Source organism: Streptococcus sp. FSL W8-0197, from assembly GCF_037963785.1.
In the GTDB taxonomy this organism is placed as follows: Bacteria; Bacillota; Bacilli; order Lactobacillales; family Streptococcaceae; genus Streptococcus; species Streptococcus oralis_CQ.
Window position 1 is genome coordinate 1,014,239 of the sequence record NZ_CP150168.1, and the last position, 26,125, is coordinate 1,040,363.

The window sequence follows — 26,125 nt, forward strand, 5'->3', positions numbered from 1 at the left end:
TTTTCGTGATATAATATTATCAGAATAAATTATTGGAGAATCTGAATGAGAAACGATATTCAACCGGCTTTACAAACAATAAAATCTTATTTTGAAAAATCAGAATTTTATATTCCTACCTATCAGAGACCCTATGCTTGGCAAGTACCACAATGTGAACAACTCATTGAAGATATTAATCTTCATATGGAAAATTTCGATGATAGTTCTCAAGACAATTATTTCTTTGGAGCTGTTCTCATTGCTCAAGAATCTGGAGAAGAGCATGAAGTAACCTTGATTGATGGCCAGCAAAGAACAACGACATTTATGCTACTTCTTAAGGCAATCTTATTGAAGATTGATAAGGAGCTTGAACTTCAACCGACTCTAGATACTGATGCACGCAGATTAGTGAAACGTCTTAATGGTCTTAAAGAGCAGATTGTTACAATGCTTTTCAATGTTTCAGATGACGAAAAAGATGATTTCGTTGATGGATTGTATTATCCTAGTAAGGATAGGATAAAGTATCTAAATCATTCAATCTCGGAAAAATATGCTAGTGAGATGACTACTATCTTGTTAGGTAGAGATTTCACTTCGATTAAAGAGAAAGTTTATCAAATTTATCGTCGTCAAAAAGATAATCGTTATACAAATTATTATAAAAACTTTAGATATTTTTATAATATGTGTGATGATTTGAATGTTTTTAAACTCATCAATTTTGCTAACCATTTCATTGATAACTGCCAAGTAATCACCATTACAAGTTATAATACCGATCAAGCAATAAATATTTTCAATTCTTTAAATGGGACTGGTGTCCCATTGACCCCAATTGAAGTAATCGTATCTAAGACCACTGCAAATGCATCAGATAGGAAGAACTTCGAAAAAAATTGGCAAGAGATTGTACAACGTACCGATTCATCTAGATTAGATTTGAATGCGTTAATTACTCATTATATTTTCGTAAAACTCTCAGAACAAAACGGTGCTGATCGAAGAAATCCTGGTATAAGAGCCTTTTTCTCAAAAAATAAGCATCTATTGAATGAAGATATTCTGTTTACTTCTGATCAAAATACAATCATAAACAATTTTGAACGAGTATCTGATACTATCAATGGTCAATTGATAAACAAATTAAACGGTAATTTAAGACCTTTTGTTAGTAGTTATCTATTTTTCAGACAAGACAACACATATCTGGAATACTTACTTAGACTTGGAGTTTTAATTGAATTATCCGAACTCTCGTATAGCCATAAACTTTTTAAAGGCTTCTTAGAAGAAATAAATTTGTTGTATAGTCAAGTCGATTCAATTTCAATAGACGAACTTATTTCAAAAATAAGAAACCATATTCATAACAATTTTATTTATGAAGATGTTAAACAAACTTTGACTGAAAGTGGTGTTTCAAATTCGATTCTATATGTAAATGAATTCCTATTTGCATTGGAAAAAGGTATTGACTTTAATTTAGATGGAAATATTGATATTGAACATATTATGCCACAAAGTGGTTTAAATCGAGAAAATATTATGTCAGATGCTGGATTAGAAAGCCAGGAAGAATTCAGGGATTATGCTGAGAAGCTTGGTAATAAGATTCTCCTTGAATCCGAAATTAATCGTGGAATTGGAGATGCTTGGTTTAGAACAAAAAGAGAGAATACAATCACAAGTGGTCATGGCTATATAGGTAGTAAGTTCCCAATAGCTAAATCTCTTGTTAATTATGTAAATGACACTTGGACTAAAGCTGACATTGAATTGGCAACTGAAAAAGCTGCAAAACGAATTGCTGATTTTATTTTTGAATAAACTAGATCGATAGAATTAAGAGGTAAGTTTTAATTATGTCATTAAATCAAGTTACAATAGAAATTCCATTAAATATTCAGAAAGGATTAGACTCTGGAATTTATAAACGTTATGGTTCGATAATCAGAAATTCGTCTGGCCATATAGTAAAGCATCTAAAAGAAGTAAAGGTAGGAGAACCAGCTCAACAGGTCGTTAAAGGCCTTGCAAAAAATAAGTATGTGTTAGTAACTACTATTGGTGCAACTATTCTAGCTGTTGGTGGTGTTGCTTATTATGCATTTATTTCTAATAGATATAAAAAGATTGTAAAGCAACTTATAGAAAAGCTACTTCATTTCATTCAATTAGCTCAAAAGGGGAAAGTAAGTGAGGAAGAGGTCGATAATTTCTTGAAATTTTTACAGGATAATCAAAAAGAACTACTTACTTTGAAACTTGACTCTGAAATTGATGAGTTATTTGATCTTGTATATAATTATACAATTCAATTTGCTCAAGCAAATGGATTTGAGACTGATACTATTTCAGAAGTGGCAGAAAATAATAAAGTTATTAACTTGATAGATTATCTGAACTTTCAAAAAACAATATATCGTTCTGATGCAGTATGATATATTGAAAGAGAAATTTACTGATTCAGAAAGGAAACTCAATGCCCTACAAATTTCTACTCTTCGACCTTGACCACACCTTGCTTGATTTTGATGCTGCTGAGGATGTGGCTTTGACGCAACTTCTAAAGGAAGAAGGAGTTGCGGATATTCAAGTTTATAAAGACTATTATGTTCCTATGAACAAGGCTCTCTGGAAGGTCTTGGAGCAAAAGAAAATCAGTAAACAAGAACTGATTAACACGCGCTTTTCTCGTTTATTTGCTCATTTTGGACTGGAGAAAGATGGTAGGTTACTGGCCCAGCGTTACCAATTTTACTTAGCCCAACAGGGACAAACTCTTTCGGGTGCTCATGAACTTTTGGATAGCCTCATCGAATGTGATTATGACTTGTATGCTGCGACAAATGGGATTACTGCCATTCAGACGGGTCGTCTGGCTCAATCTGGTCTGGCTCCCTATTTCAACCAAGTCTTTATCTCTGAACAGTTGCAGACGCAAAAGCCTGATGCACTATTCTATGAAAAAATCGGTCAGCAGATTGTAGGATTTAGTAAAGAAAAGACGCTGATGATCGGAGATTCCTTAACGGCTGATATTCAAGGAGGCAATAATGCAGGGATTGACACTATCTGGTACAATCCTCATCACCTCGAAAATCATACACAAGCCCAGCCAACTTATGAAGTTCATTCTTACCAAGACTTGCTGAATTTTTTAGATGCTTTGTAGTGATTTCCCTAAGAGGTGTTGATATGGAAATTAAAGTCATTGAAGAGATTGATAACTTACTAAATCTCATCGAGCAGTATCAGTTAAAAGGTGTGGTTGCTCAAGTAAATTCGTTAAAAGAGTTAAAGTATATCATAAGCAATCATATAGAGTTAAGTACTCGAGAGAAGATGAATATCCACTATTCACTCTTTCTCCCTAGGGGTGGTTTATCTGAACTCTACTATATGGACGCTAATCTTGAACGGATGATGTCTGTAAATAATCAACTTTCCTATTCTATTGATACAATCGAAAAGTTTTTAATGGCTGATTGATACTGTGAATACTAATGTCAAATAATAGGGTCAATAACAGTATATATAAGAACTGTAAAAAGTGGTTTAGATAGCCACTTTTTGCTATAATAGAGGCAGTAAAAATAAAGGAATAGTAAACGATGTCAAGACCAGAACTTTCTCTTTATGAACCATTGTATACACTAAAGGAAGTTGATCAAAATATCTGGATAGCAGATGGTGATTTGATACAAATGGACTTGAAGGTCCTCAAACTACCTTTTCAGACACGTATGACAGTGATAAAGTTAAACGATGGAAAACTCTGGATTCATTCTCCTATTGCGCCAAATGAGGAGCTCTTTACTGAACTGGACGCTTTGGGCAAAGTCGCTTACCTAATTTCACCCAATAAGATTCACTACGCCTATATTGCAGATTGGAAAAAAAGATATCCTTATGCACAAGCATGGTCTAGTCCAGGAGTTGAAGAGAGAGCAAAAAGTCAGAATGTCATGGTGGAATTTGATGCTCCTTTAACTGATAAGGCACCTGACTTATGGTCTGATGAGATTGATCAACTTATTTTTAAGGGAAGTTCTGTCATCGAAGAGGTCGTGTTTTTTCATAAATCGACTAAAACACTCATTGTAACGGACCTTATAGAGAATTTTGAACCTGAAAAGATAGCTAGTCCAATCCGAAGAAAAATTTATCGTTTAGCTCGTGTAACAGCCCCTGATGGTCAAACTCCTATTGACTATCGGATGACTTTTTTAGGAAGACAAAGGGAAGCAAAGGTTTCCTTTTCCCGTATGTTAAACTGGAAACCGGATAAAATCATACTTGCACATGGTTTATGCTTTTTTAAAAATGGTACGGATGAATTAAGACGTGCTTTTAGATGGATACGATAAAGGAGAGAAAGATGCAACACTCATCATGGCATGCTTTGATTAAGGAGCAATTACCTGAAGGTTATTTTGGGAAAATCAATCAATTTATGGAACAGGTCTATGCTCAGGGAACTGTTTATCCACCTAAGGAAAAAGTTTTTCAGGCTCTCTTGACTACACCGCTTGAAGAAGTGAAGGTGGTGATTCTAGGGCAAGACCCCTATCACGGGCCAGGTCAAGCGCAGGGTTTGAGTTTTTCTGTACCTGACTCAATCCCAGCTCCGCCGTCCTTGCAAAACATTTTAAAAGAATTGTCAGATGATATCGGCGTTAAGAAATCTCATGATTTGACGTCTTGGGCTGAGCAGGGAGTCTTGCTTCTCAATGCTTGCTTGACGGTTCCTGCTGGGCAGGCCAATGGTCATGCTGGGCAGATATGGGAGCCATTTACAGATGCTGTGATTCGGGTTGTCAATAATCTAGACAGACCTGTAGTCTTTGTACTCTGGGGTGCTTATGCACGCAAGAAGAAGGCCTTGGTTACCAATCCTCACCACTTGGTTATCGAATCAGCCCATCCTAGTCCTTTATCGGTTTATAGAGGATTTTGGGGTTCCAAGCCTTTTTCCAAGGCCAATGCATTCTTAAAAGAGACAGGACAAGTGCCAATCGATTGGTTTAGATAAGGAGAGAATATGCCTCAGTTAGCGACGATTTGCTACATTGATAACGGAAAAGAACTGCTCATGCTCCATCGCAATAAGAAGCCCAACGATGTCCATGAAGGCAAATGGATTGGTGTGGGTGGAAAGCTAGAGCGAGGTGAGACTCCACAGGAATGTGCAGCGCGTGAAATCCTCGAAGAAACAGGGCTCAAAGCCAAGCCAGTACTTAAAGGTGTTATCACTTTTCCTGAATTTACGCCAGATTTAGACTGGTACACCTATGTTTTTAAGGTGACAGAGTTCGAGGGTGACTTGATTGACTGCAATGAGGGGACCTTAGAATGGGTTCCCTATGATGAAGTCTTAAGCAAGCCAACTTGGGAGGGTGATCACACCTTTGTTGAGTGGCTTTTAGAAGATAAACCTTTCTTTTCAGCAAAGTTTGTTTATGATGGGGATAAATTGTTGGATACCCAAGTTGATTTCTATGAATAAAGGAGAAAGCAGATGCTACTAATCAAAAATGGTCGTGTAATGGATCCCAAGTCTGGTTTGGATCAAGTGTGTGATGTTTTAGTGCAAGATGGGAAAATTGTCAAAATAGCTGCCGAAATCAAGGAAGAAGGAGCAGAGCTAATTGATGCTACGGGCCTTGTTGTTGCGCCTGGACTAGTCGATATCCATGTTCATTTCCGTGAACCTGGTCAAACTCATAAAGAAGACATTCATACTGGGGCCCTAGCAGCCGCTGCAGGTGGCTTTACAACCGTTGTCATGATGGCTAATACTAGTCCAACCATTTCGGACGTAGAGACTTTGAAAGAAGTTCTCCAATCTGCTGCCAAGGAAAAGATTAACGTCAAGACAGTTGCGACTATTACCAAGAACTTTAATGGCCAAGACTTGACAGACTTTAAGGCTCTTTTAGAAGCTGGAGCCGTTGGTTTTTCAGATGATGGAATTCCGCTTGAAAGTAGTAAAGTGGTTAAGGAAGCAATGGTAGAAGCCAAAAAACTCAATACCTTTATCTGCCTTCATGAGGAAGATCCAGGTTTGAATGGAATTCTTGGCTTTAACGAAAACATCGCTAAAGAACATTTCCATATCTGTGGAGCGACAGGAGTGGCTGAGTACGCTATGATTGCGCGCGATGTTATGATTGCCTATGCAACCAAGGCCCATGTTCACATTCAGCATTTGTCTAAGGAAGAAAGTGTCAAGGTGGTGGAGTTTGCTCAAGGACTAGGTGCGCAGGTCACAGCAGAAGTAGCGCCACAGCATTTCTCTAAGACAGAAGCTCTTCTTTTAACTCAAGGAAGCAATGCCAAAATGAATCCTCCACTTCGTTTGGAGTCAGACCGTCGTGCCGTTATCGAAGGTCTCAAGTCAGGTGTTATCACAGTTATCGCAACGGACCACGCGCCTCACCATGCAGATGAGAAAAATGTTGAAGATATCACCAAAGCACCATCTGGTATGACAGGTTTGGAAACCTCTCTTTCTCTTGGTTTGACTTATTTGGTGGAAGCTGGTGAGTTGAGCTTGATGGAATTGCTAGAAAAAATGACTGTCAATCCAGCCAAGCTTTACAACTTTGAAGCAGGTTACTTGGCTGAGAATGGTCCAGCGGATATCACTATCTTTGACGCTAAGGCTGACCGCCTTGTGGACTCCCATTTTGCGTCAAAAGCAGCTAATTCCCCATTTATCGGTGAAACTTTAAAAGGGCAGGTTAAATATACCATCTGCAAGGGACAAATTGTCTACCAAAACTAGATGGGATTCTGCTCTAGAAACTATAAGAATAGAGAGCGTATATGTATCCAACCCATCAATTTAAAGACAAGTTTGTCTTATTTCTTAAGATATTTTTCCCTATTCTGATCTATCAATTTGCCAATTATTCTGCCTCTTTTGTTGATACAACCATGACTGGGCAGTACAATACCATGGACTTGGCGGGGGTGTCAACCGCAACGAGTCTATGGAATCCTTTCTTTACTTTTTTAACAGGGATTGTTTCGGCCATGGTTCCCATCATAGGCCATCATCTGGGACGGGGCAAAAAGGAAGAAGTAGCATCTGATTTTTACCAATTTATCTACTTGGCTTTCGGACTGTCTTTGGTCTTGCTTGGAATGGTAGTATTCTTAGCGCCACCTGTCTTAACCAACATCGGACTAGAAGCTCAAGTGGCGGCAGTTGCAGTTTCCTATCTTTGGTACCTGTCTATTGGAATTATTCCCTTGTTGCTGTTCAGTGTCATTCGCTCTTTGTTGGATTCTCTTGGATTGACCAAGCTATCTATGTACCTCATGCTCCTATTACTCCCGCTCAATAGTGGTTTTAACTATCTCTTGATATATGGAGCTTTCGGTTTCCCTGAGCTTGGTGGCGCAGGAGCAGGACTAGGAACTTCACTAGCCTATTGGGTTTTATTGGGGATTTCTATTCTTGTTTTATTCAAACAAGAAAGGTTAAAAGCGTTACATCTTGAAAAACGTATTCCACTAAATATAGATAAAATCAAGGAAGGTGTTCGATTAGGTCTACCAATCGGGGGAACCGTATTTGCTGAAGTAGCCATTTTCTCCGTGGTTGGACTAATCATGGCTAAGTTTTCATCGCTCATCATTGCCAGTCACCAGTCAGCTATGAATTTTTCGAGTCTCATGTATGCTTTTCCTATGAGTATTTCCTCTGCTATGGCGATTGTTGTGTCTTACGAGGTGGGGGCCAAACGTTTTGAGGATGCAAAAATCTATGCTCGTCTGGGGAGAGTAACCGCCCTTATTTTTGCAGGTCTTACCCTATCTTTTCTCTACATTTTTAGAGATCGTGTAGCAAGTCTATATGGGAATGACTCTCAGTTCATTGAAACAACTGCTGTATTTCTAACCTACAGTCTCTTTTTCCAGCTAGCTGATACCTTTGCGTCTCCGCTCCAAGGAATTTTAAGAGGGTATAAGGACACTATCGTTCCTTTCTATCTTGGCTTAATCGGATATTGGGGAGTAGCGATACCACTAGGATATCTACTAGATCAAGTAACTGACTTAGGGGCATTTGCCTACTGGATTGGGTTAATTGCCAGCTTGATTGTTTCTGGTTGTTTGTATCAATGGCGTCTGAAAACCGTAATGAAAAGATTGAGCTAATTTTTGGAAAATATCCTGAAAAAGCACTTTGTGAAAAAATACTCTAACTAGAGAGAATCCCTGTTTTAACAGGGGTTTATTTTTTTATATTGTGAATTTTTATTAGCCATATACTTTGACAGCGTATACTAAAAAAGGTAAAATAGTAAGGTAAGTACAAAGTTAGAAAGGCAAGATTATGTCAACTTTAGATAAGAATCTTTTGCTAGAGATGTTCCGTAAGATGGAAGAAATCCGTCGCATGGACTTAAAAATCGCTCAGTTAGTGAAAAAGGGGAAAGTTCCCGGTATGACTCACTTTTCTGTCGGAGAGGAAGCTGCTAACGTCGGAGCGATGCTGGCTCTTAATCCAGATGATCTGATTACCTCAAATCACCGTGGACACGGGCAAGCTATTGCTAAGGGGATTGACCTCAACGGAATGATGGCTGAAATCCTCGGGAAATACACTGGAACCTGTAAAGGAAAAGGTGGTTCTATGCACATCGCTGACCTGGATGCTGGGAACCTCGGTGCCAATGGTATCGTTGGTGGTGGTATGGGAATCGCTGTCGGTGCAGCCCTCAGTCAACAAATGCAAAACACTGGAAAAATCGTCGTTTGCTTCTTTGGAGATGGTGCGACCAACGAAGGTGTCTTCCACGAAGCAGTCAACATGGCTTCTATTTGGAACTTGCCAGTTGTTTTCTACTGCATTAACAACGGTTATGGGATCTCTGCGGATATCAAGAAAATGACCAATGTAGAGCATATCCATCAACGTAGTGCGGCATATGGAATTCCTGGAATGTTTATCGAAGATGGGAACAACGTCATCGATGTCTATGAAGGATTTAAGAAAGCTGTAGATCATGTTCGTGGTGGCAATGGCCCAGTCTTGATCGAAAGTGTAACCTATCGCTGGCTTGGCCACTCATCATCTGACCCTGGTAAATATCGTACTCGTGAAGAAGTGGAATTGTGGAAACAAAAAGACCCAATCGAAAACCTTCGCAAATACCTCATTGAAAACAATATTGCAAGTGCAGAAGAATTGGAAGAAATTCAAGCACAAGTCAAGGAAGCAGTAGAAGCTTCTGTTAAATTTGCTGAAGAAAGCCCATTCCCACCACTAGAATCAGCATTTGAAGATATTTACGCAGACTAAGGAGAAAGAGATAAAAATGGAAACAAAAACAATATCGTTCCGTGACACCATTATCCTTGCTATGTCTGAGGAAATGCGTCGCGATGAAAATGTATTCTTGATGGGAGAAGACGTCGGTGTCTTTGGAGGAGACTTCGGAACTTCTGTTGGAATGCTCGAAGAATTTGGTCCAGAACGTGTTCGTGACTGTCCGATTTCTGAAGCTGCTATCTCAGGTGCAGCAGCAGGAGCAGCCATGACAGGACTTCGTCCAATCGTCGATATGACCTTCATGGACTTCTCGGTCATTGCCATGGACAATATCGTCAACCAAGCTGCTAAAACACGTTACATGTTTGGTGGGAAAGGTCAGGTTCCAATGACTGTCCGATGTGCAGCTGGTAACGGAGTTGGTTCTGCAGCTCAGCACTCTCAGTCTCTAGAGTCTTGGTTCACACACATCCCAGGTCTTAAGGTTGTAGCTCCAGGTACACCTGCTGACATGAAAGGACTTCTCAAGTCTTCTATCCGTGATAACAACCCTGTTATCATCCTTGAATACAAGTCAGAATTTAACCAAAAAGGGGAAGTGCCAGTTGATCCAGACTATACAATCCCACTTGGGGTTGGGGAAATCAAACGCGAAGGTACAGATGTAACAGTCGTTACTTATGGAAAAATGCTTCGCCGTGTGGTTCAAGCTGCTGAAGAATTAGCAGAAGAGGGAATTTCAGTTGAAATTGTGGACCCACGTACCCTCGTTCCACTTGATAAGGATATCATCATTAACTCAGTGAAGAAGACTGGTAAGGTCGTTCTGGTCAACGACGCCCACAAAACAAGTGGCTATATCGGAGAGATTTCAGCTATTATTTCAGAATCAGAAGCATTTGATTATCTAGACGCACCAATCCGCCGTTGCGCCGGAGAAGATGTGCCAATGCCTTACGCGCAAAACCTTGAAAATGCAATGATTCCAACAGTTGAAAGCATCAAAGATACAATCCGTAAGACATATAACAAAGAATAATACATAATATAAGTTATGTAAATAAAATAAAAAAGACGAGAAACTTTGTATCTTTTAGGTGCAGAACTCTTTTCGTCCTTAATATCTTAGTATAGAATTGGAGAGGTCATGGCTGATGACAAGCTAAGAGCGACTCCTGCGGCTAGAAAGTTAGCGGATGATCTAGGAATCAACCTCTACGACGTTTCTGGCTCAGGTGCAAACGGTCGTGTCCACAAAGAAGACGTGGAAACTTATAAAGACACAAACGTGGTTCGCATTTCGCCACTTGCAAAACGAATTGCCCTTGAACATAACATTGCTTGGCAGGAAATCCAAGGAACAGGTCACCATGGTAAGATCATGAAGAAGGACGTTTTGGCCTTGCTTCCTGAAAATATCGAAAACGACACCATCAAGTCTCCTGCTCAAATCGAAAAAGTGGAAGAAGTTCCAGACAATATCACTCCTTATGGTGAGATTGAGCGTATTCCAATGACACCAATGCGTAAGGTTATCGCGCAACGTATGGTTGAATCTTACCTAACTGCGCCAACTTTCACACTCAACTATGAAGTTGATATGACTGAAATGCTGGCCCTTCGTAAGAAGGTTCTTGATCCGATTATGGAAGCGACTGGTAAGAAGACTACTGTAACAGACCTTCTTTCACTCGCTGTTGTGAAAACATTGATGAAACACCCATACATCAACGCTTCATTGACAGAAGACGGCAAGACCATTATCACTCATAACTATGTCAACCTTGCGATGGCAGTTGGTATGGATAATGGATTGATGACACCTGTTGTCTATAATGCTGAAAAAATGAGCTTGTCAGAGTTGGTTGTAGCCTTTAAGGATGTAATTGGTCGTACCTTGGATGGTAAATTATCTCCAAGCGAACTGCAAAATTCAACCTTCACAATTAGTAACTTGGGAATGTTTGGCGTTCAGTCCTTCGGTCCGATTATTAACCAACCAAACTCAGCTATCCTCGGGGTTAGCTCAACAGTTGAAAAACCTGTAGTTGTCAATGGTGAGATTGTTATTCGTCCTATCATGAGCCTAGGGTTAACTATTGACCACCGTGTCGTAGATGGTATGGCTGGTGCTAAGTTTATGAAAGACTTGAAAGCCTTAATTGAGAACCCAATCTCAATGTTGGTTTAAAAATACAGTATTTATTTTTAGAGATATAGATAAAGGAAGTAAGACATGGCCTTAGAAGTAATTATGCCAAAAGCCGGCGTGGATATGACAGAAGGACAAATCGTCCAATGGAATAAGAAAGTCGGAGAATTTGTAAAAGAAGGAGAAATCCTTTTGGAAATCATGACTGACAAAGTCAGCATGGAATTGGAAGCCGAAGAAGATGGGTACTTGATTGCCATCCTCAAAGGAGATGGTGAAACTGTCCCTGTAACGGAAGTTATCGGTTACCTTGGAGAAGAAGGGGAAAATATCCCAACAGCTGGAGCTGCTGCGCCAGAATCAAAACCTGTACCTGCAGCTAGTGCTTCAAACGACGACGGCAAGAGCGATGATGCCTTTGATATCGTTGTGATTGGTGGAGGTCCTGCTGGATATGTAGCGGCCATTAAAGCTGCTCAACTTGGTGGTAAGGTTGCCCTTGTTGAGAAATCTGAACTCGGTGGAACTTGCTTGAACCGCGGCTGTATCCCAACTAAGACCTACCTTCACAATGCTGAAATCATCGAAAACATCGGTCATGCAGCAAACCGTGGTATTGTCATTGAAAATCCAAACTTCACTGTAGATATGGATAAACTTTTAGAAACTAAATCTAAAGTTGTCAATACCTTGGTAGGTGGTGTTGCGGGTCTTCTTCGTAGCTACGGAGTTACTGTTCATAAGGGTGTTGGTACAATCACTAAAGACAAGAATGTCTTGGTAGATGGTTCTGAATTGCTTGAAACCAAGAAAATTATCCTTGCTGGTGGTTCAAAAGTCAGCAAGATTAACGTCCCTGGTATGGAATCTCCACTTGTGATGACCAGCGATGATATTCTTGAAATGAACGAAGTTCCAGAAAGCCTCGTAATCATCGGTGGTGGGGTTGTCGGTATCGAACTCGGCCAAGCATTCATGACATTTGGTTCAAAAGTAACTGTTATCGAAATGATGGACCGTATCGTGCCAGCTATGGATGCGGAAGTGTCTAAGAATCTTCGCTTGATTTTGGAACGCAAAGGTATGACCATCTTGACAGGTACAAAATTGCAAGAAATCATCGAGGAAAATGGCCAACTTCGTATTAAAGTTGAAGGAAAAGACGATATTATCGCAAGTAAAGCCCTTCTTTCAATCGGTCGTGTTCCAGACCTTGAAGGTATTGGGGATGTTGAGTTTGAATTGGATCGTGGTCGTATTAAGGTCAATGAGTACATGGAAACTTCTGTTCCTGGAATCTACGCACCAGGTGACATCAACGGTACTAAAATGTTGGCGCACGCAGCCTTCCGTATGGGGGAAGTTGCTGCTGAAAATGCCCTCAAAGGAAACCATGCTGTTGCTAAATTGAACTTGACTCCAGCAGCTATCTACACTCTCCCTGAAGTAGCAGCAGTAGGTCTGACTGAAGAACAAGCACGTGAGAAATACGATGTTGCAATCGGTAAATTCAACTTTGCAGCCAACGGTCGTGCCATTGCATCTGATGCTGCTCAAGGTTTCGTAAAAGTTATCGCTGATAAGAAATACGGGGAAATCCTTGGTGTGCACATCATTGGTCCTGCAGCCGCAGAATTGATTAACGAGGCATCAAGCATTATCGAAATGGAAATCACTGTTGAGGAAATGCTGAAGACTATCCACGGACACCCAACCTACTCTGAAGTGATGTACGAAGCATTTGCGGATGTTTTAGGAATGGCCATCCATTCACCTAAGAAAAAATAAAACGAAGATAGACTAGGCTGGAAAGATGTTTTCCAGTCTCTATCGTATAAAGGGATATCATGAAATATATTATCAATCATTCAAACGACACTGCTTTTAATATCGCCTTGGAAGAATATGCCTTTAAACACTTACTAGATGAGGATCAAATCTTCCTTCTTTGGATTAACAAACCTTCTATCATTGTTGGTCGTCACCAGAATACTATCGAAGAAATCAACCGTGATTATGTTCGCGAAAATGGTATTGAGGTAGTCCGCCGTATCAGTGGTGGTGGAGCTGTTTATCACGATTTAAACAACCTCAACTACACCATCATTTCAAAAGAAGATGAAAACAAGGCCTTTGACTTCAAGAGCTTCTCAACTCCAGTTATCAATACCTTGGCTCAACTAGGTGTTAAAGCTGAGTTCACAGGCCGTAATGACCTTGAGATTGATGGCAAAAAATTCTGTGGCAATGCCCAAGCCTATATCAATGGGCGTATCATGCACCACGGTTGCTTGTTATTTGACGTTGATTTATCAGTCCTTGCTAACGCCCTCAAGGTTTCAAAAGATAAATTTGAATCGAAAGGTGTGAAATCCGTCCGTGCCCGTGTAACCAATATTGTCAATGAATTACCAGAAAAAATCACAGTTGAAGAATTTCGTGATTTGCTATTGGAATACATGAAAAAAGAGTACCCAGAGATGACTGAATACGTTTTTTCTGAGCAAGAATTAGCGGAAATCAATCGTATCAAAGATACCAAGTTCGGTACTTGGGACTGGAACTACGGTAAATCACCTGAATTTAACGTCCGTCGGGGAACAAAATTCACCAGTGGTAAGGTTGAAGTTTTTGTCAACGTCATTGAATCAAAAATCCAAGATATCAAGATTTACGGTGATTTCTTTGGTATCGAGGACGTTGCAGCTGTAGAAGATGTCCTTCGTGGCGTAAAATATGAACGCGAAGATGTTCTTAAGGCACTAGAAACTATTGACATCACACGCTACTTTGCTGGTATCAGCCGTGAAGAAATCGCTGAAGCGGTAGTGGGGTAAGGAAAAAGAATCCATTTATGATGGATTCTTTTATTAGTGTTAAACTTAATAATCATGCTGATTAGATTATAATAGTGATGAAAAATGAAAAGGAGTTATTCATTATGTTAGAAATTCCAGTAGAAAGTCTTAATCTATTTGAACAGTTAGACCGCAATGTTGTTGCTTTTTATAGAAATGAAGAAATTTCTCAAACTGAAAGTTTAAATATAAGCATCACACAAGAACATTATGATAAGAAATACAAAGAGCTTCAACCTTTAGGATACCAAGCTGTTCAAATACCTCTGGGAATGGCTTTAGATAATGTAATCCAGCAAGCCCATTTTCAAAATCTTATAATTGGCGGTCTTCTGCCCGATGAAATCAAAGTAAACAAAGAAGACTTAATGCCTTTGAAAGATATTGTTGATAGTTTTTGTATTATGTATGCTGCAGCGAATAACCGACTTGAAAATAGTAAGGCTTATGAATTTATGAAAGATAAGACAGTGTTCTTTATTGGTAAACTGTTAACTGACGATCTTAAAAATGGTGACGAAATTTCGTATATGGGAATCGAAAGAGAATCAGCTGATGGAACTTCTTATGAAGCAGTAAAATGTTTTCTAACTAAAGAGAGTGCTGAGCAGTACAATGATTCAAAAAAACCAGTAAGCCCAGCAAATCTAGCCTATCTGCAAGCCTTTTGGGGTAAACCAGTAATTATAGAGCCTCACCGTAACTACTGGATTGAGTTTAAATAAATAAAAAACGAAAGATAAAGGAATTGGTCTTTCGTTTTTTAGCAATAGTTGCTTTACATAATTTATAATATGTAACAATCATAAACTATCTAAAGCATTCTTTTGTTCATCATTGACGATATGGGTATAGAGGTCAGTGACTTGTGTACTGGCATGTCCTAGCTGATGGCTGACCAAAACTTGCGATTTAGTAGCATCATAGAGCCTAGTCGCCAGGGTATGGCGTAGTTTGTGTGGAGTTACACGGACTTTGAAGTCCTCAGAGTACTTAGCAACCATCTTTTCAACACTAGAAGCATCAATACGATTGGGAACGCCTCGATATAAGGTCAAAAAGAGAGCTGTATCTGTCTTTTCCGTCTTATAGCGTTGATTTCGAATGGCTAGATAATTCTCTAGGTAAGGCTTAGCAAAAGCAGCGACATTGACAGAATCACGTTTCCCCCCTTTTCGAGTGACATCGATCACCATCATTTTGAGATTGAGGTCTCTTAGATCTAGATTAACAGCTTCAGATAAGCGGACACCAGACGCTAGGAGAAGGGCAATAATGGCCAAATCACGTTCTTTGTTCTTATTAAATGATGAGAGAGCGCGATTTGAGAGCTGTTGTGGGTACTCCTGATCGATATAAGTTAGAAAACCTTCTGTTTCATCACCTAGAAAGAGTTTTTGCTTGATGTTTTCAGCTCTAGCAGCAAGTGTTTCTTTCTTTTTCTTGGTTGAAACTTTCTTCATTACATTACGATAGAAATAGGGTTCTCCCAGGTCGTTTTCAACCTCCTCTGTTAGATACTTGTAAAGACTAGAAAGTGCTGATAAGGTCCGATTGATGGTCGTCTGAGATACACCTTGCTTGGTTGTATTAGCATTCAGCAATGGACGTTCACGTAGATATAGGATAAAAGCTTCCATATCTTTCTTAGACATATTTTCCAAGACAGATAAAGGAATATCAGACATTTTATCAGCATTTGAAATTCCAGACTCTAAAACCCAGCTGAAAAATCGATCGTATTCCTTGAGATATTCGTACAAGGTTGTAAAACTGTAGGGCACAGCAAGCTTGGATTGGTAGTATTCCAGAACATACCAGGGCATGATTTGTTTTAGTTTGTCGATTCGTTCCAGTAAAATCTCACGTTTCATGTATTTTCTCCATAATTAAGTCTACTAGTAGTATAGCATAGACTCATATATTTTTCAAGAAAATTATAGTTTTTCGGAAAGATGATATAAGAAACTTTTAAAATATCTAACTTTATCCCATTCACTCTGAACCATTTTATTAAATTTCATCATACTTGAGTAACATATTAGGAATCTTTTCTTCAAGACTCTTGCGAACTTTTCCTCGTATTGCAGTGTCCATTTGGCTGTTTATGCTTGTGATAGTTGATTTGGTTTCTGTAGCAATTTTCTTAGCTGTCTTACTAAAGTTTTCTTTTAATTTATTTTTTGCTGTTATTGCTATCTTTGCTTCCGCAATGATTCGGTTTCTTTCCATCATTCGATACATTTGTTTCAGTGCATATTGATATTCTTCATCTGTGTAGTATTCATTCATTGGTGCTTGCATAATCTCTCCTTAGTTTGTGAAATTCTTCCTCTAATTCATTTCTTTTTTTGCGAAACTCGTTATCGTTTTTTTCTCTCTCATTTTCGAGTTTAATTCTATGTTCTCGGTATACTTGTTCCGAAAAGTGTCTCAGATTTTCTATTTCTGTAAAGTAGTCTCTAACATCATCAGCAGTTGATGAAAATTTTCTCAAGACTTGATACATTTTATCAACTTCATCAGACATCAGTTTTTCTAAATTTGCATTTCGTTCGTCTAGATCAAGGGCTTTATCATCGAGTTCTTTCTTTTGTTGATAATATTGTTCTTCTAGATTAAACAGTTCTCTCTCTTTCTCTCTAATTTCCTCCCATTTCACATCTTTTCTTTCCATTGTCTGAACTCCTTGGCAAATTGTGTGTCTGTTGCTACTGTTTTTTCAATGACATCCTGTAATTGTTTGTCTAACTGTTCAAATGCTTGGGCGGAAGCATTCATCTTAGTAGCTGTTTGATTTGTCTCTGTCTGAAACGTATCGATAAACTGTGCTTGAGTAATACCTTGACTAGCAAAAATGGCATCAACCTCATAGGGAGCTAATGCTGTGTAGCTTGTAAAATCGATTTTTGACCAAATTTCTTGTAATTCTTGATTGGCTTTTTTGGCTAAGGCGCTCACTTCATCAGCTCCAGTTCTTGCTGCTGTAGCCATAGATGATGATAGGATAGAACCTTGAGCTGCATCTAAGTATATTTCCTCAGAACTACTAATACCACCTGATGACCATTTTGATTTCAAGTCCTTGTAATGAGCCATTCCTCGGAGACTGTTGGCATAGGCTCGATAAACGCCACTGATTAAGGGTTTCCCTCCTTTGCCATCTACAAGTTGACCAGTTGCAGGATCAAACTCCCAGTCACCAATTTTATGACTCGAACCATCAAGCCAGTGAATCGTACTAGGCATAGAGTCAGTTATACCAGAATACCATTCAGGGTGATTGAAATCATTCCAACGTACTACGTCATCATGTTTTCTACGGTAATCAATAAACATAGCTGGATTATTTTCAATAAATGCTTTTTCTTCCAGTGTGAGCGCACCGTATTTAAACCAAGCATTAAATGTAGTTGTAGGTATGTGGTATTTAGCTCCCACCTTCAGCATGTAAGATCCTTGTGAATAGCCAGATAGTTGGCTAACTTCATATCTGGGATCATCCATAATTTCTTTAACAAATTGATCTGCAACCTTATATTGTGGTGATAAATACATTTTTTTTGCAATTATCGCACTATTGACATCACGTGAAACAAACATACTTTTATTCACAGGACTATCAGGGTCCGTTCCAGCAGCAATCACAGCTACATTTTTATAATCTGGTTTGCCGTTAACAATAGGTGCAACTGCCAGCCCATCAAAACCTGTTTCAATGTCAGACTTAGTGGCAACAACACGGAATTCTTGACCATCGGAGGTGGTTATAGTGTTGGTTTCATTTTCATTTTTTGGAATAGCTGTCACAAATTTCTTTTTATTTCTATCTGAAAATTCTTTATTAACACTATAAACAGCAAAATCTTGATTTAAATTATTCAATTGATTATCAGTATAATTAAATGTCATTATTGTTCTCCTGTTTCACCATTTGAATATTGCACTAATACAGTAGATTCTGTTTTACCAATGTGTTTTTTTAGTTTTAACCATTGTTGATTAATTTCTTCATCAGTATTTCCTTTCATAAGGCCATCGTGGTTTTCTTTATAAGTTAATCTGTGATTAATTCCATAAGTTATCATTTGATTATCACTGAACTTTATTTCAATATCACAAGACCATGATCCTGGTTTCTCACTATAATAAGGTTCCGTAATCTTAATCTCCTCAATCCCTTGGTAAGAATTTTTTAAAGCATTCACCAAACTAACTTCATACTCTCTATTCCGACGTTCCTCTTGAGACTTCCCTAACATGCTAAACATAAATATACCTCCTGCTGTGATAATTGCGAGTGACAAAACGATTAGTAATCTTTTGTGATTTTTTTTAGTGCTGGAATTGTTCATTTAAGCTTTTCTCCTTTTCTCTATTCTACTATAATTTAAAGATAAATAACAGTAGAATAGAGAAAATCAAGCCAATTGTCACAGATACTGCATCAAATTCCGATACTGGGTCAGACTTATTCGCAACGACACGGAATTCTTGACCATCGGAGGTGGTTATAGTGTTGATTTCACCTTTTTTAACTCGTTATCTGATTTAGCAGAACAATATTTGTTCGGTTTTCTTTACGCTGTGCGAACTCAGTATTAACACTGTAAACATTCGGACCTTGATTCAATTCATTAAGTTGTTTGTCTGTATACACGTATTTATTCATCATAGCTCCCCTTCTGAACCATTCGAATATTTAACTTTAACTTTTGACTTAGTACAACCTCGCCTAGAATTTAAAAAATGTTGAAATTCTTCATCATCCTTATTATATACTCCAATCCTAATTTTATTCGAGTTTATATCAAAAGCTAAAACATGTTCTTTAGATGTTCCATCAAAAAATTTTAGTTTCACATCCGCCCCCCAAGCGTCTGAAGGAATTGATCTGTACGATGGATTCGTAATCGTTACCTCCTCAATCCCTTGATAAGAATTCTTCAAGGCATTTACCAAACTAACTTCATACTCTCTATTTCGACGTTCTTCTTGAGATTTTCCTAACAACCTAAACATAAAAACACCTCCTGCTGTGATGGTTGCGAGTAGTAAAACTATGAATAATGGTTTATAGCTTTTTCTTAATCTGTCTTTACTCATTATCATTTCCTCTTTATCTCAGCATATTCATCATTGACACTGTATACATTTTTCCCTTGATCTAATTCATTAAGTTGTTTATCTGTATAAGTAAAAACTACTACTGTACTCCTTTTTCTTTATCCGAATAATATATAGTAACTAAAGATGTTGTTTTCCCTTTATGAGAATTCAATATTTCCCACTGGTCGTTTATTTCTTTATTTGTTTTTCCATTAACAAAACCATTATAATTTTCAACGTCATTTAAAGAGTGGCCTACACGGTATTCTATTTTTACTTTATCTGAAAATAGAATATTTACATCACAAGACCAGTCGCCTGGAGGGGTTGTATATTCTGGATTAGAAATTTTGATCTCTTCTATCCCTTCATAGGAATTCTTTAAGGCGTTTACCAAACTAACTTCATACTCTCTATTCCGATGTTCTTCTTGGGATTTTCCTAACAACCTAAACATAAAAACACCTCCTGCTGTGATGGTTGCGAGTAGTAAAACTATGAATAATGGTTTATAGCTTTTTCTTAATCTGTCTTTACTCATTGTTATCTCCACTCCTCTCAGCATATTCAGAATTTACACTATAAACATTTTTTCCGTGATTTAACTCATTGAGTTGTTTATCAGTATAAGTGTATACCATTAATATTCTCCTTCTGAACCATCTGAATAAATAATTTTTGTGAGTTTACTAGTCTTACCCAAGTGACTATTTAAAAATTCTCGGTCCTCTTTTCTATTCTCTCTTTCTAAGGATACATCAGAAATACGTTTATCATTTTTTGAATAATTAATTTTATATTTTATGCTTCTCTCATTAAAAAATAGTTCAACTACGCAAGTCCAGCTTCCTGGAGGATTTGTGTAGTTTGCATTAGAAAATCTAATTTCTTCAATACCCTCATAACTATCTTTTAAAGTTTCAACCAAACTAACTTCATACTCTCTATTCCGACGCGCTTCTTGAGATTTCCCTAACATACTAAACATAAAAATACCACCTGCTGTGATAATTGCGATTGACAAAACGATTAGTAGCTTTTTACGGCTTTTTTTCATTCCAGAAATATTCATTTAAGCTTTTCTCCTTTTCTCTATTCTACTATGATTTAAAGATAAATAACAGTAGAATAGAGAAAATCAAGCCAATTGTCACAGATACTGCATCAAACATCAAATCCCGTTACTGGGTCAGACTTAGTGGCAACAACACGGAATTCTTGACCATCTGAGGTAGTTATGGTGTTGGTTTTTTCTAAATCATCAGGAGATATATTTTCAATGAGATTTGAATTGACATAAGTCCTACCGTTACGCTTAGCGAATTCAAGATTTACACTATATACAGCATAATCCCGATTCAAATTGTTTAACTGCTCATCTGTATAGGAAAATGTCATCATTGTTCTCCCATGCTATTATCTGAATATGTAACAATTACTTTTAAGTCGGTCACTCCTTTGTAATTGTTAAGGAATTGCCTTTTCTCATTGGTCAATGATCCTTGATAATTCTTTTTATCATGGAGTCCATGGCCTATCCTATACTTAGTTTTTCTTTCATCATTAAATTTGATTTCTACATCACAAGACCACGAACCTGGAGGAGTTGTATATTCTGGATTGGAAATCTTAATCTCCTCAATCCCTTCATATGAATTCTTTAAGGCATTTACCAAACTAACTTCATACTCTCTATTTCGACGTTCTTCTTGGGATTTCCCAAACATAGAAAACATAAAAATAGCTCCTGCTGTGATGGTTGCGAGTAACAAAATGATTAGTATTCTTGTATGACTTTTTTTAATTCCAGAATTATTCATTTATGCTTTTCTCCTTTTTCTTATTATACAATATTCTAATCATTCTTTACAAAGTAGGGGGTAAAAATCATACTATATACTGAAAATTAGATTTCTAATTCTTAAAAAACCAAATCTTTTTTGATTTGGTTTTGAAGATTTATATTAATTTTATTCATACCGATTATACTCATCTTTTTTATGTATTACCATATAGCAGGATACCAAGATGACGAAAATTTTGATTAGGTAGGTTTCGTATCGATTAGTATCTATTGTTATCTGAGACAAGACATTAATGATCGAATGTGTCATAACGCAAATCCAGAGATTCTTTGTTTTGATATAAAGAGCTGAGAGTATGAAAGAATTCGTCAGCAATCCAAATAAAAACGGTAGAGTTTGCAGTGTTGCTAGGGAGCCATCTATGTAAAAGAACAACAGATGCCAAAGCGCCCAGCTGAAAAAGGTTAAGATTGTTGAGTAAAAATATGGCAACTTTTCTTGTAAAATTGGTTGAAAAACATATCGCCATCCAATCTCTTCTATACCACCAAAGACAATAAATTTGAAGAACATCAAAAATGGGAGATACCAGCTAAATTCTACTATTTTCCCACCAAACATTAGAAAAGAAAAATCAAGGACAATAAGGAAAAAAGATAATAAATAATGTTTGTAACTGGTATGAATGTTTAAAAAATCGTTTACAATCTTCTTAAAATGAATATGAAAATAGTGATTTGCAACAATGATTCCCCAAAGAGCTGAAGAAATGCCACCTAGAAAGATTCCTAAAATAGATAATAGATTAGACTGAACAGAAAAATGATTCGAGAGAAAGAAAAGGAGACAAACTGATACTATTTGGCTAAATGTGCCTAGCAAATATACCGCAATTGCCTTATTTCTTTTCATTGAGAATCCTTTTAATAATATTTTACGTAAAATAAATTATGTAAACGGAACTTATAACAACAAATCTTTGACTTTTCCAATTTCACTTTTTGGAATCACCAAGTGAATCATATCACCCAGATACATTCTAGTTGAGCCGTTAACTGTTTGGCTCTTGCCATTATGGACTTGGGTGGTGATGAGTACGTTATGTGGCAAGTTGAGTTCGTGAACCTGTTTTCCAGCGATTTTGTCAGACACAGGGATTTCTATGAGGGTGACTTCTCCTTCGTCTGTTGCTTCTTCTGGTAACATTTTTTCTAGCATGGCCTCATAGACTGGCGCACCTTTAAGTAAATCCATGATGATATAGGCAACTAGGGTTACCAATCCAAGTGGCATGAGGTTGCGAATATCTCCAACCATCTCAGTTACGAGGATCATGGCAGTTAAGGGAGCCTTGGAAATTGCCCCAAAGTAGCCACTCATTCCCAGAATGACAAATATAGGGAATTGCTCCTGACTGACAAGCCCAAGGTTGACACAAATGACACCAACTAGGGCACCAAGTAAGGAACCAAGCGCCAGAATGGGAAGGAAAATTCCTCCTGGGAGGCCACTTCCATAGCTAATCATGCTCCAAATAAAGCGAATCAAAAAGTAAGCTAATAAAACCTGGAAACTAAAATCTTGCTCAGTTAGGGAAAGAACAAGCTGATTTCCACCACCAAGGATTTGTGGCAAGAAAATCCCGACTGGTATGATAAGGATAAAGGCTAGGATTGGATAATAAGCTTTATCCAAATGGATTTTTTGACCAATCCAGTCATAAATTCGACCAACATTGAGTACAGCCTTCTCATAGAGAAAACCAGAAAGTCCGAGAAAAACTCCCATAAAGAGGTAAATCCAATACTGGTCTAGGGTCATGAGAGGAATGTTGTCTGGCATATCCAGTACGGGTGTTAGGCCAAATATGAGCAGAGAAACAAAGTTTGCTACGATGCTAGCTGCTAGAGTTGAGACCCAAAAAAAGCGGGAAAAATGGTGATAGACTTCTTCTACAACAAAGAGGAGACCTGCAATTGGTGCATTAAAGGCAGCGGCTAAACCTGCAGCAGCTCCACTGGCAATCAGGGAACGTTCCTCTACTGGGCTAGATTTGAGCCACTTGGCGATACCTTTACCACCAACTGCTCCAAGTTGAATACTTGGCCCTTCCCGACCTAGCATAAGGCCACTGGCAATAGCAAGAATACCTAGAATATATTTTTTCCAGAGGACACTCCACCAGTTAAGAGTCATTAGTCCCTTTAATTCGGCTTCGACTTGAGGAATTCCTGAACCCTTGATATCTTTTTCTGATCGAGTTAGTTTCGCACTAAGCCAGCAAACGAATACATAAAATAGGCCAATGATAAAAAGATTGCGCACTAGGTGCGCTTGATCTTGATAGAGTCCTTGTATCAGATGGAAACCCTTTTCGATTAAGAAACGAAAGGATCCGACGATTATCCCGACGACGAGACCAACAATGATTCCTCGTCCAACTTGGGATAATATGGTGCTTGAGGCAAAGGCAAATTCTTTCTTGGAACTGAGTGTTTCTGACTGTTCCTCCATAATCATTTCCTCTTACTTGTCTTTCTTAGTTGAAACCAGTGTTTTGACTGGTTCAAAACTGGTTCGGTGAATTGGGGTGACACCTAGTTTTTCAAGCCCTTCTAGATGTTTAGCTGTTCCATAGCCTGCATTAGCTGTAAAATCATAGCCAGGATATTGCTGATCGTATTCCTTCATCAATTCATCCCGTGTCACCTTGGCTACTATAGATGCTGCTGCGATTAAGAGGGAGTTAGCATCTCCTTTGATAATGGAGGTTTGTGAAATTGGTAACTCCAGTTTCATGGCATCTATCAAGAGGTGCTCAGGTTGCGGACTGAGCTGGGAGATTGCTTCCTTCATGGCTAGTTTGGTAGCTTCATAGATATTGACTTGGTCGATGACCTGATTATCCATGATACCAATGCCGATTGCTAAGGCTTGGTCTTGAACAGCATGATAAATTTCCAGATGTTTCTTTTTGGGGATTTTTTTACTATCGTTGAGGCCTTTAATCTTACAATTTTTAGGTAAAATAACAGCTGCAGCAACTACAGGGCCAGCCAGAGGACCACGGCCGACCTCGTCAACACCTGCAATTAGGGTCAATCCTTGCTTATACAGTTCTTTTTCATAGGAAAGCATAGTTTCTAGGCGAAGGTCTTCGTCCAGTTCAGCCTGAATGGATTTTTTACGCTTGTTGATTTCTTTTTGAACTCCAGAACGAGGATCCTTTTCCAGTTCAAGAAAAAGGGGATTGTCTAATTCTTTGACAGTAGCAAGAAGTTCCTTGATTTCTTTAATCGTCGTCATCGATGTCGTCCAATGTATCTAAGGTGTAGTTACCGAGTTTTCCATCACGGACTTCCTTGACGAAGAGGCTGTAAAAGCGGTCGTAGTCGTCTCGGAAACCAAGGGCACGGGTCATATCCATGATGATAACAGGTGCTTCTTCTTCTATCTTCATTTGTTTGAAGCGTTCAGCTAGCTTTTCTGGATAATGTTTTTTGAAATAATTGAGACCAAAAATGGTCACTTCATCCATTGGGAGTAGTTGATCTTTAATTGCTCCAGTCAAGGCTAGTTTCAAAGCAACGGTTTCGTCTTCAAATTTAGGCCATAGAATACCTGGCGTGTCTAATATTTCCAGGTCTTTGTTGGTTTTGAGCCACTGTTGCCCCTTAGTAACACCTGGTTTATTGCCGACCACCGCAATCTTTTTCCCTGCCAAACGATTCATGAGAGTTGACTTACCAGCATTTGGAATTCCGATAATCATGGTCCGCAAGGTTTCGATCTTGATACCGCGTTCTTTCTGGCGTGCAATCTTATCAGCCATGAGCTTTTTAGCCGCATCTGTCACAACTTTTACAGTTACTTGCTCTTTGGAGTTGATAGCCAGAGTTTGGATTCCCTGTGATTCAAAATACTGACGCCATTCTTTGGTCATTGCTGGGTCTGCTAGGTCAGCCTTGTTCAAAATCAAGAGTTTAGGTTTATCACCCACAATCTTGGTTAACATAGGATTTTGACTAGATAAAGGTAGCCGAGCATCCACCAAAATCGTCACAAAATCAACAAATTTTAAATTCTCCTGAACTTGCCGCCGAGCCTTAGACATGTGGCCCGGAAACCATTGAATAGTAGCCATAATATTTTCCCCTTCCGACTAAAAAAAACGTGATTAAAACGTTTTCTTTCTTACCATCTATTCTATCATAAATGAGGAACTTTTGCACAGGCTTTGACCACAATAAATGACAAATAGTATTGGTCGACACATCCTTGATGCCAGTCAGGATTTACTTGACTTTTTTTGCTAACAGGTATATACTTAGTGTATACTAATTCGTGGAGGTAGAGCAATGAATACAGTAAAGACTCGGAAGGTGGGGAATTCGCTCACTGTGACCATTCCTAAAAATTTGGGGATGACAGAAGGTCAAGAAATGGTCGTCTACAAAGGGATTGACGGAGTCATTGTCTTAGCTCCAAAACTGAAAGATCCTTTTGATGGGATTACTGATTTGAGAATGACAAATGATTTTGAAGGAGTAAGGTCACTTGATAGCGAAATCTGAGTATATTCCTGAAAAGCAGGATATCATTTGGCTGGACTTTGATCCATCAGTCGGTCGAGAAATCCAGAAACGGCGACCTGCCTTGGTAGTTTCTAGGAGAGAATATGCCTTGCAAACTGGTTTTGTAGCTGTCTGTCCTATCACTCATGGCCAACAACGCTTGGCAGAAAAAGGCTTGCTCGTTCCTGTCTCGTCGGACAAGGTAGATGGCGCTGTCAATCCATTTCAACTGTATACCTTTGATTTTCGGATGCGTAATGCTCAAAAAATAACAAGAATGGACACACAATGTTTTCAGAAAGTCGTCCAACTTTACCAGTACATCTTTGGAGATACTTAAATCCTACCAT

At 38.4% G+C, this 26,125-nt stretch carries 31 protein-coding genes; 17 read left to right on the forward strand and 14 right to left on the reverse strand.

Translation table 11 applies throughout. The features are described 5' to 3' along the window. Positions 1–45 precede the first annotated feature (45 nt). The 15 genes from NYE79_RS05135 to NYE79_RS05205 all read left to right on the forward strand — a co-directional run bounded on the left by NYE79_RS05135 (position 46) and on the right by NYE79_RS05205 (position 15,012). Positions 46–1,815, forward strand: coding sequence for a DUF262 domain-containing protein (locus NYE79_RS05135; RefSeq protein WP_084945189.1), 1,770 nt, complete (start codon positions 46–48; stop codon positions 1,813–1,815). 35 nt (positions 1,816–1,850) lie between these two features. Next, positions 1,851–2,429: a hypothetical protein gene (locus NYE79_RS05140; RefSeq protein ID WP_216728364.1), complete on the forward strand. Its 579-nt coding sequence runs from the start codon at positions 1,851–1,853 to the stop codon at positions 2,427–2,429. 41 nt (positions 2,430–2,470) lie between these two features. Next, positions 2,471–3,163, forward strand: a complete 693-nt coding sequence (locus tag NYE79_RS05145; protein ID WP_216728365.1) for a YjjG family noncanonical pyrimidine nucleotidase — start codon at positions 2,471–2,473, stop codon at positions 3,161–3,163. A 23-nt stretch (positions 3,164–3,186) separates the two neighbouring features. Beyond that, positions 3,187–3,480 carry a hypothetical protein gene (locus NYE79_RS05150; protein ID WP_049478788.1) on the forward strand — a complete coding sequence of 98 codons (294 nt, stop codon included), beginning with the start codon at positions 3,187–3,189 and terminating at the stop codon, positions 3,478–3,480. Positions 3,481–3,602: 122 nt separating this feature from the next. Continuing rightward, the gene (locus NYE79_RS05155) at positions 3,603–4,358 is read left to right on the forward strand and encodes a DUF4336 domain-containing protein (RefSeq protein ID WP_049478789.1); all 756 of its coding nucleotides are present in this window, start codon (positions 3,603–3,605) and stop codon (positions 4,356–4,358) included. Between the two features lie 11 nt (positions 4,359–4,369). Then, positions 4,370–5,023 (forward strand): uracil-DNA glycosylase, encoded by a 654-nt coding sequence (locus NYE79_RS05160; RefSeq protein ID WP_001164853.1) that lies wholly within the window; start codon positions 4,370–4,372, stop codon positions 5,021–5,023. Positions 5,024–5,032: 9 nt separating this feature from the next. Then, positions 5,033–5,497: an 8-oxo-dGTP diphosphatase gene (locus tag NYE79_RS05165; RefSeq protein ID WP_001135768.1), complete on the forward strand. Its 465-nt coding sequence runs from the start codon at positions 5,033–5,035 to the stop codon at positions 5,495–5,497. A 12-nt stretch (positions 5,498–5,509) separates the two neighbouring features. Further along, positions 5,510–6,778 carry a dihydroorotase gene (locus NYE79_RS05170; RefSeq protein WP_000924511.1) on the forward strand — a complete coding sequence of 423 codons (1,269 nt, stop codon included), beginning with the start codon at positions 5,510–5,512 and terminating at the stop codon, positions 6,776–6,778. A gap of 41 nt (positions 6,779–6,819) precedes the next feature. Beyond that, positions 6,820–8,160, forward strand: coding sequence for an MATE family efflux transporter (locus NYE79_RS05175; protein WP_216728366.1), 1,341 nt, complete (start codon positions 6,820–6,822; stop codon positions 8,158–8,160). 178 nt (positions 8,161–8,338) lie between these two features. Continuing rightward, positions 8,339–9,307: a thiamine pyrophosphate-dependent dehydrogenase E1 component subunit alpha gene (locus tag NYE79_RS05180; protein ID WP_000105373.1), complete on the forward strand. Its 969-nt coding sequence runs from the start codon at positions 8,339–8,341 to the stop codon at positions 9,305–9,307. 16 nt (positions 9,308–9,323) lie between these two features. After that, entirely contained in the window at positions 9,324–10,316 is a 993-nt protein-coding gene (locus tag NYE79_RS05185) for a pyruvate dehydrogenase complex E1 component subunit beta (RefSeq protein ID WP_216728367.1), read from the forward strand. 108 nt (positions 10,317–10,424) lie between these two features. Beyond that, complete coding sequence (locus NYE79_RS05190; protein ID WP_216728368.1) at positions 10,425–11,468, forward strand: dihydrolipoamide acetyltransferase; 1,044 nt, start codon at positions 10,425–10,427, stop codon at positions 11,466–11,468. A 45-nt stretch (positions 11,469–11,513) separates the two neighbouring features. Beyond that, positions 11,514–13,217 (forward strand): dihydrolipoyl dehydrogenase, encoded by a 1,704-nt coding sequence (gene lpdA, locus NYE79_RS05195; protein ID WP_339293581.1) that lies wholly within the window; start codon positions 11,514–11,516, stop codon positions 13,215–13,217. Positions 13,218–13,276: 59 nt separating this feature from the next. Beyond that, positions 13,277–14,266 (forward strand): lipoate--protein ligase, encoded by a 990-nt coding sequence (locus NYE79_RS05200; protein WP_049478794.1) that lies wholly within the window; start codon positions 13,277–13,279, stop codon positions 14,264–14,266. A 104-nt stretch (positions 14,267–14,370) separates the two neighbouring features. Continuing rightward, on the forward strand, positions 14,371–15,012 hold the full coding sequence (locus tag NYE79_RS05205; RefSeq protein WP_049478795.1) for a hypothetical protein: 642 nt from the start codon (positions 14,371–14,373) through the stop codon (positions 15,010–15,012). Between the two features lie 78 nt (positions 15,013–15,090). On the opposite strand, the gene xerS is transcribed toward NYE79_RS05205, so the two are convergent. The 14 genes from xerS to ylqF form a co-directional block, all read right to left on the reverse strand. Continuing rightward, entirely contained in the window at positions 15,091–16,161 is a 1,071-nt protein-coding gene (gene xerS / locus NYE79_RS05210) for a tyrosine recombinase XerS (protein ID WP_000817856.1), read from the reverse strand. Between the two features lie 139 nt (positions 16,162–16,300). Then, on the reverse strand, positions 16,301–16,591 hold the full coding sequence (locus tag NYE79_RS05215; protein ID WP_001148764.1) for a hypothetical protein: 291 nt from the start codon (positions 16,589–16,591) through the stop codon (positions 16,301–16,303). Next, complete coding sequence (locus NYE79_RS05220; RefSeq protein WP_000439964.1) at positions 16,572–16,964, reverse strand: hypothetical protein; 393 nt, start codon at positions 16,962–16,964, stop codon at positions 16,572–16,574. The genes NYE79_RS05215 and NYE79_RS05220 overlap by 20 nt, the downstream gene beginning before the upstream one ends. After that, positions 16,946–18,199 carry a hypothetical protein gene (locus NYE79_RS05225; protein WP_084881266.1) on the reverse strand — a complete coding sequence of 418 codons (1,254 nt, stop codon included), beginning with the start codon at positions 18,197–18,199 and terminating at the stop codon, positions 16,946–16,948. Before NYE79_RS05225 ends, NYE79_RS05220 begins: the two co-directional genes overlap by 19 nt. Next, positions 18,199–18,642 carry a hypothetical protein gene (locus NYE79_RS05230; RefSeq protein WP_044020776.1) on the reverse strand — a complete coding sequence of 148 codons (444 nt, stop codon included), beginning with the start codon at positions 18,640–18,642 and terminating at the stop codon, positions 18,199–18,201. The genes NYE79_RS05225 and NYE79_RS05230 overlap by 1 nt, the downstream gene beginning before the upstream one ends. A gap of 316 nt (positions 18,643–18,958) precedes the next feature. Beyond that, complete coding sequence (locus NYE79_RS05235; protein ID WP_084849676.1) at positions 18,959–19,393, reverse strand: hypothetical protein; 435 nt, start codon at positions 19,391–19,393, stop codon at positions 18,959–18,961. 100 nt (positions 19,394–19,493) lie between these two features. Then, positions 19,494–19,937 (reverse strand): hypothetical protein, encoded by a 444-nt coding sequence (locus NYE79_RS05240; protein WP_070800588.1) that lies wholly within the window; start codon positions 19,935–19,937, stop codon positions 19,494–19,496. A gap of 99 nt (positions 19,938–20,036) precedes the next feature. After that, positions 20,037–20,468: a hypothetical protein gene (locus NYE79_RS05245; protein ID WP_044021597.1), complete on the reverse strand. Its 432-nt coding sequence runs from the start codon at positions 20,466–20,468 to the stop codon at positions 20,037–20,039. 92 nt (positions 20,469–20,560) lie between these two features. Continuing rightward, positions 20,561–20,794 carry a hypothetical protein gene (locus NYE79_RS05250; RefSeq protein ID WP_084849675.1) on the reverse strand — a complete coding sequence of 78 codons (234 nt, stop codon included), beginning with the start codon at positions 20,792–20,794 and terminating at the stop codon, positions 20,561–20,563. Next, a complete protein-coding gene (locus tag NYE79_RS05255; protein WP_084849674.1) occupies positions 20,794–21,216 on the reverse strand; it encodes a hypothetical protein in 423 nt (140 codons plus the stop codon). The genes NYE79_RS05250 and NYE79_RS05255 overlap by 1 nt, the downstream gene beginning before the upstream one ends. A 150-nt stretch (positions 21,217–21,366) precedes the next feature. Then, a complete protein-coding gene (locus tag NYE79_RS05260; protein ID WP_084881265.1) occupies positions 21,367–22,113 on the reverse strand; it encodes a CPBP family intramembrane glutamic endopeptidase in 747 nt (248 codons plus the stop codon). A gap of 51 nt (positions 22,114–22,164) precedes the next feature. After that, the gene (locus NYE79_RS05265; protein WP_084881264.1) at positions 22,165–23,715 is read right to left on the reverse strand and encodes a ClC family H(+)/Cl(-) exchange transporter; all 1,551 of its coding nucleotides are present in this window, start codon (positions 23,713–23,715) and stop codon (positions 22,165–22,167) included. A 12-nt stretch (positions 23,716–23,727) separates the two neighbouring features. Then, positions 23,728–24,507, reverse strand: a complete 780-nt coding sequence (locus NYE79_RS05270; protein ID WP_049518701.1) for a ribonuclease HII — start codon at positions 24,505–24,507, stop codon at positions 23,728–23,730. Beyond that, complete coding sequence (gene ylqF, locus NYE79_RS05275; protein WP_000201310.1) at positions 24,494–25,345, reverse strand: ribosome biogenesis GTPase YlqF; 852 nt, start codon at positions 25,343–25,345, stop codon at positions 24,494–24,496. The genes NYE79_RS05270 and ylqF overlap by 14 nt, the downstream gene beginning before the upstream one ends. 214 nt (positions 25,346–25,559) lie before the next feature. On the opposite strand from ylqF, the gene NYE79_RS05280 reads away from it, so the two are divergent. Continuing rightward, entirely contained in the window at positions 25,560–25,775 is a 216-nt protein-coding gene (locus NYE79_RS05280) for an AbrB family transcriptional regulator (protein ID WP_001098942.1), read from the forward strand. Next, positions 25,759–26,115: a type II toxin-antitoxin system PemK/MazF family toxin gene (locus NYE79_RS05285; protein WP_042902272.1), complete on the forward strand. Its 357-nt coding sequence runs from the start codon at positions 25,759–25,761 to the stop codon at positions 26,113–26,115. The genes NYE79_RS05280 and NYE79_RS05285 overlap by 17 nt, the downstream gene beginning before the upstream one ends. Positions 26,116–26,125: the final 10 nt, after the last annotated feature.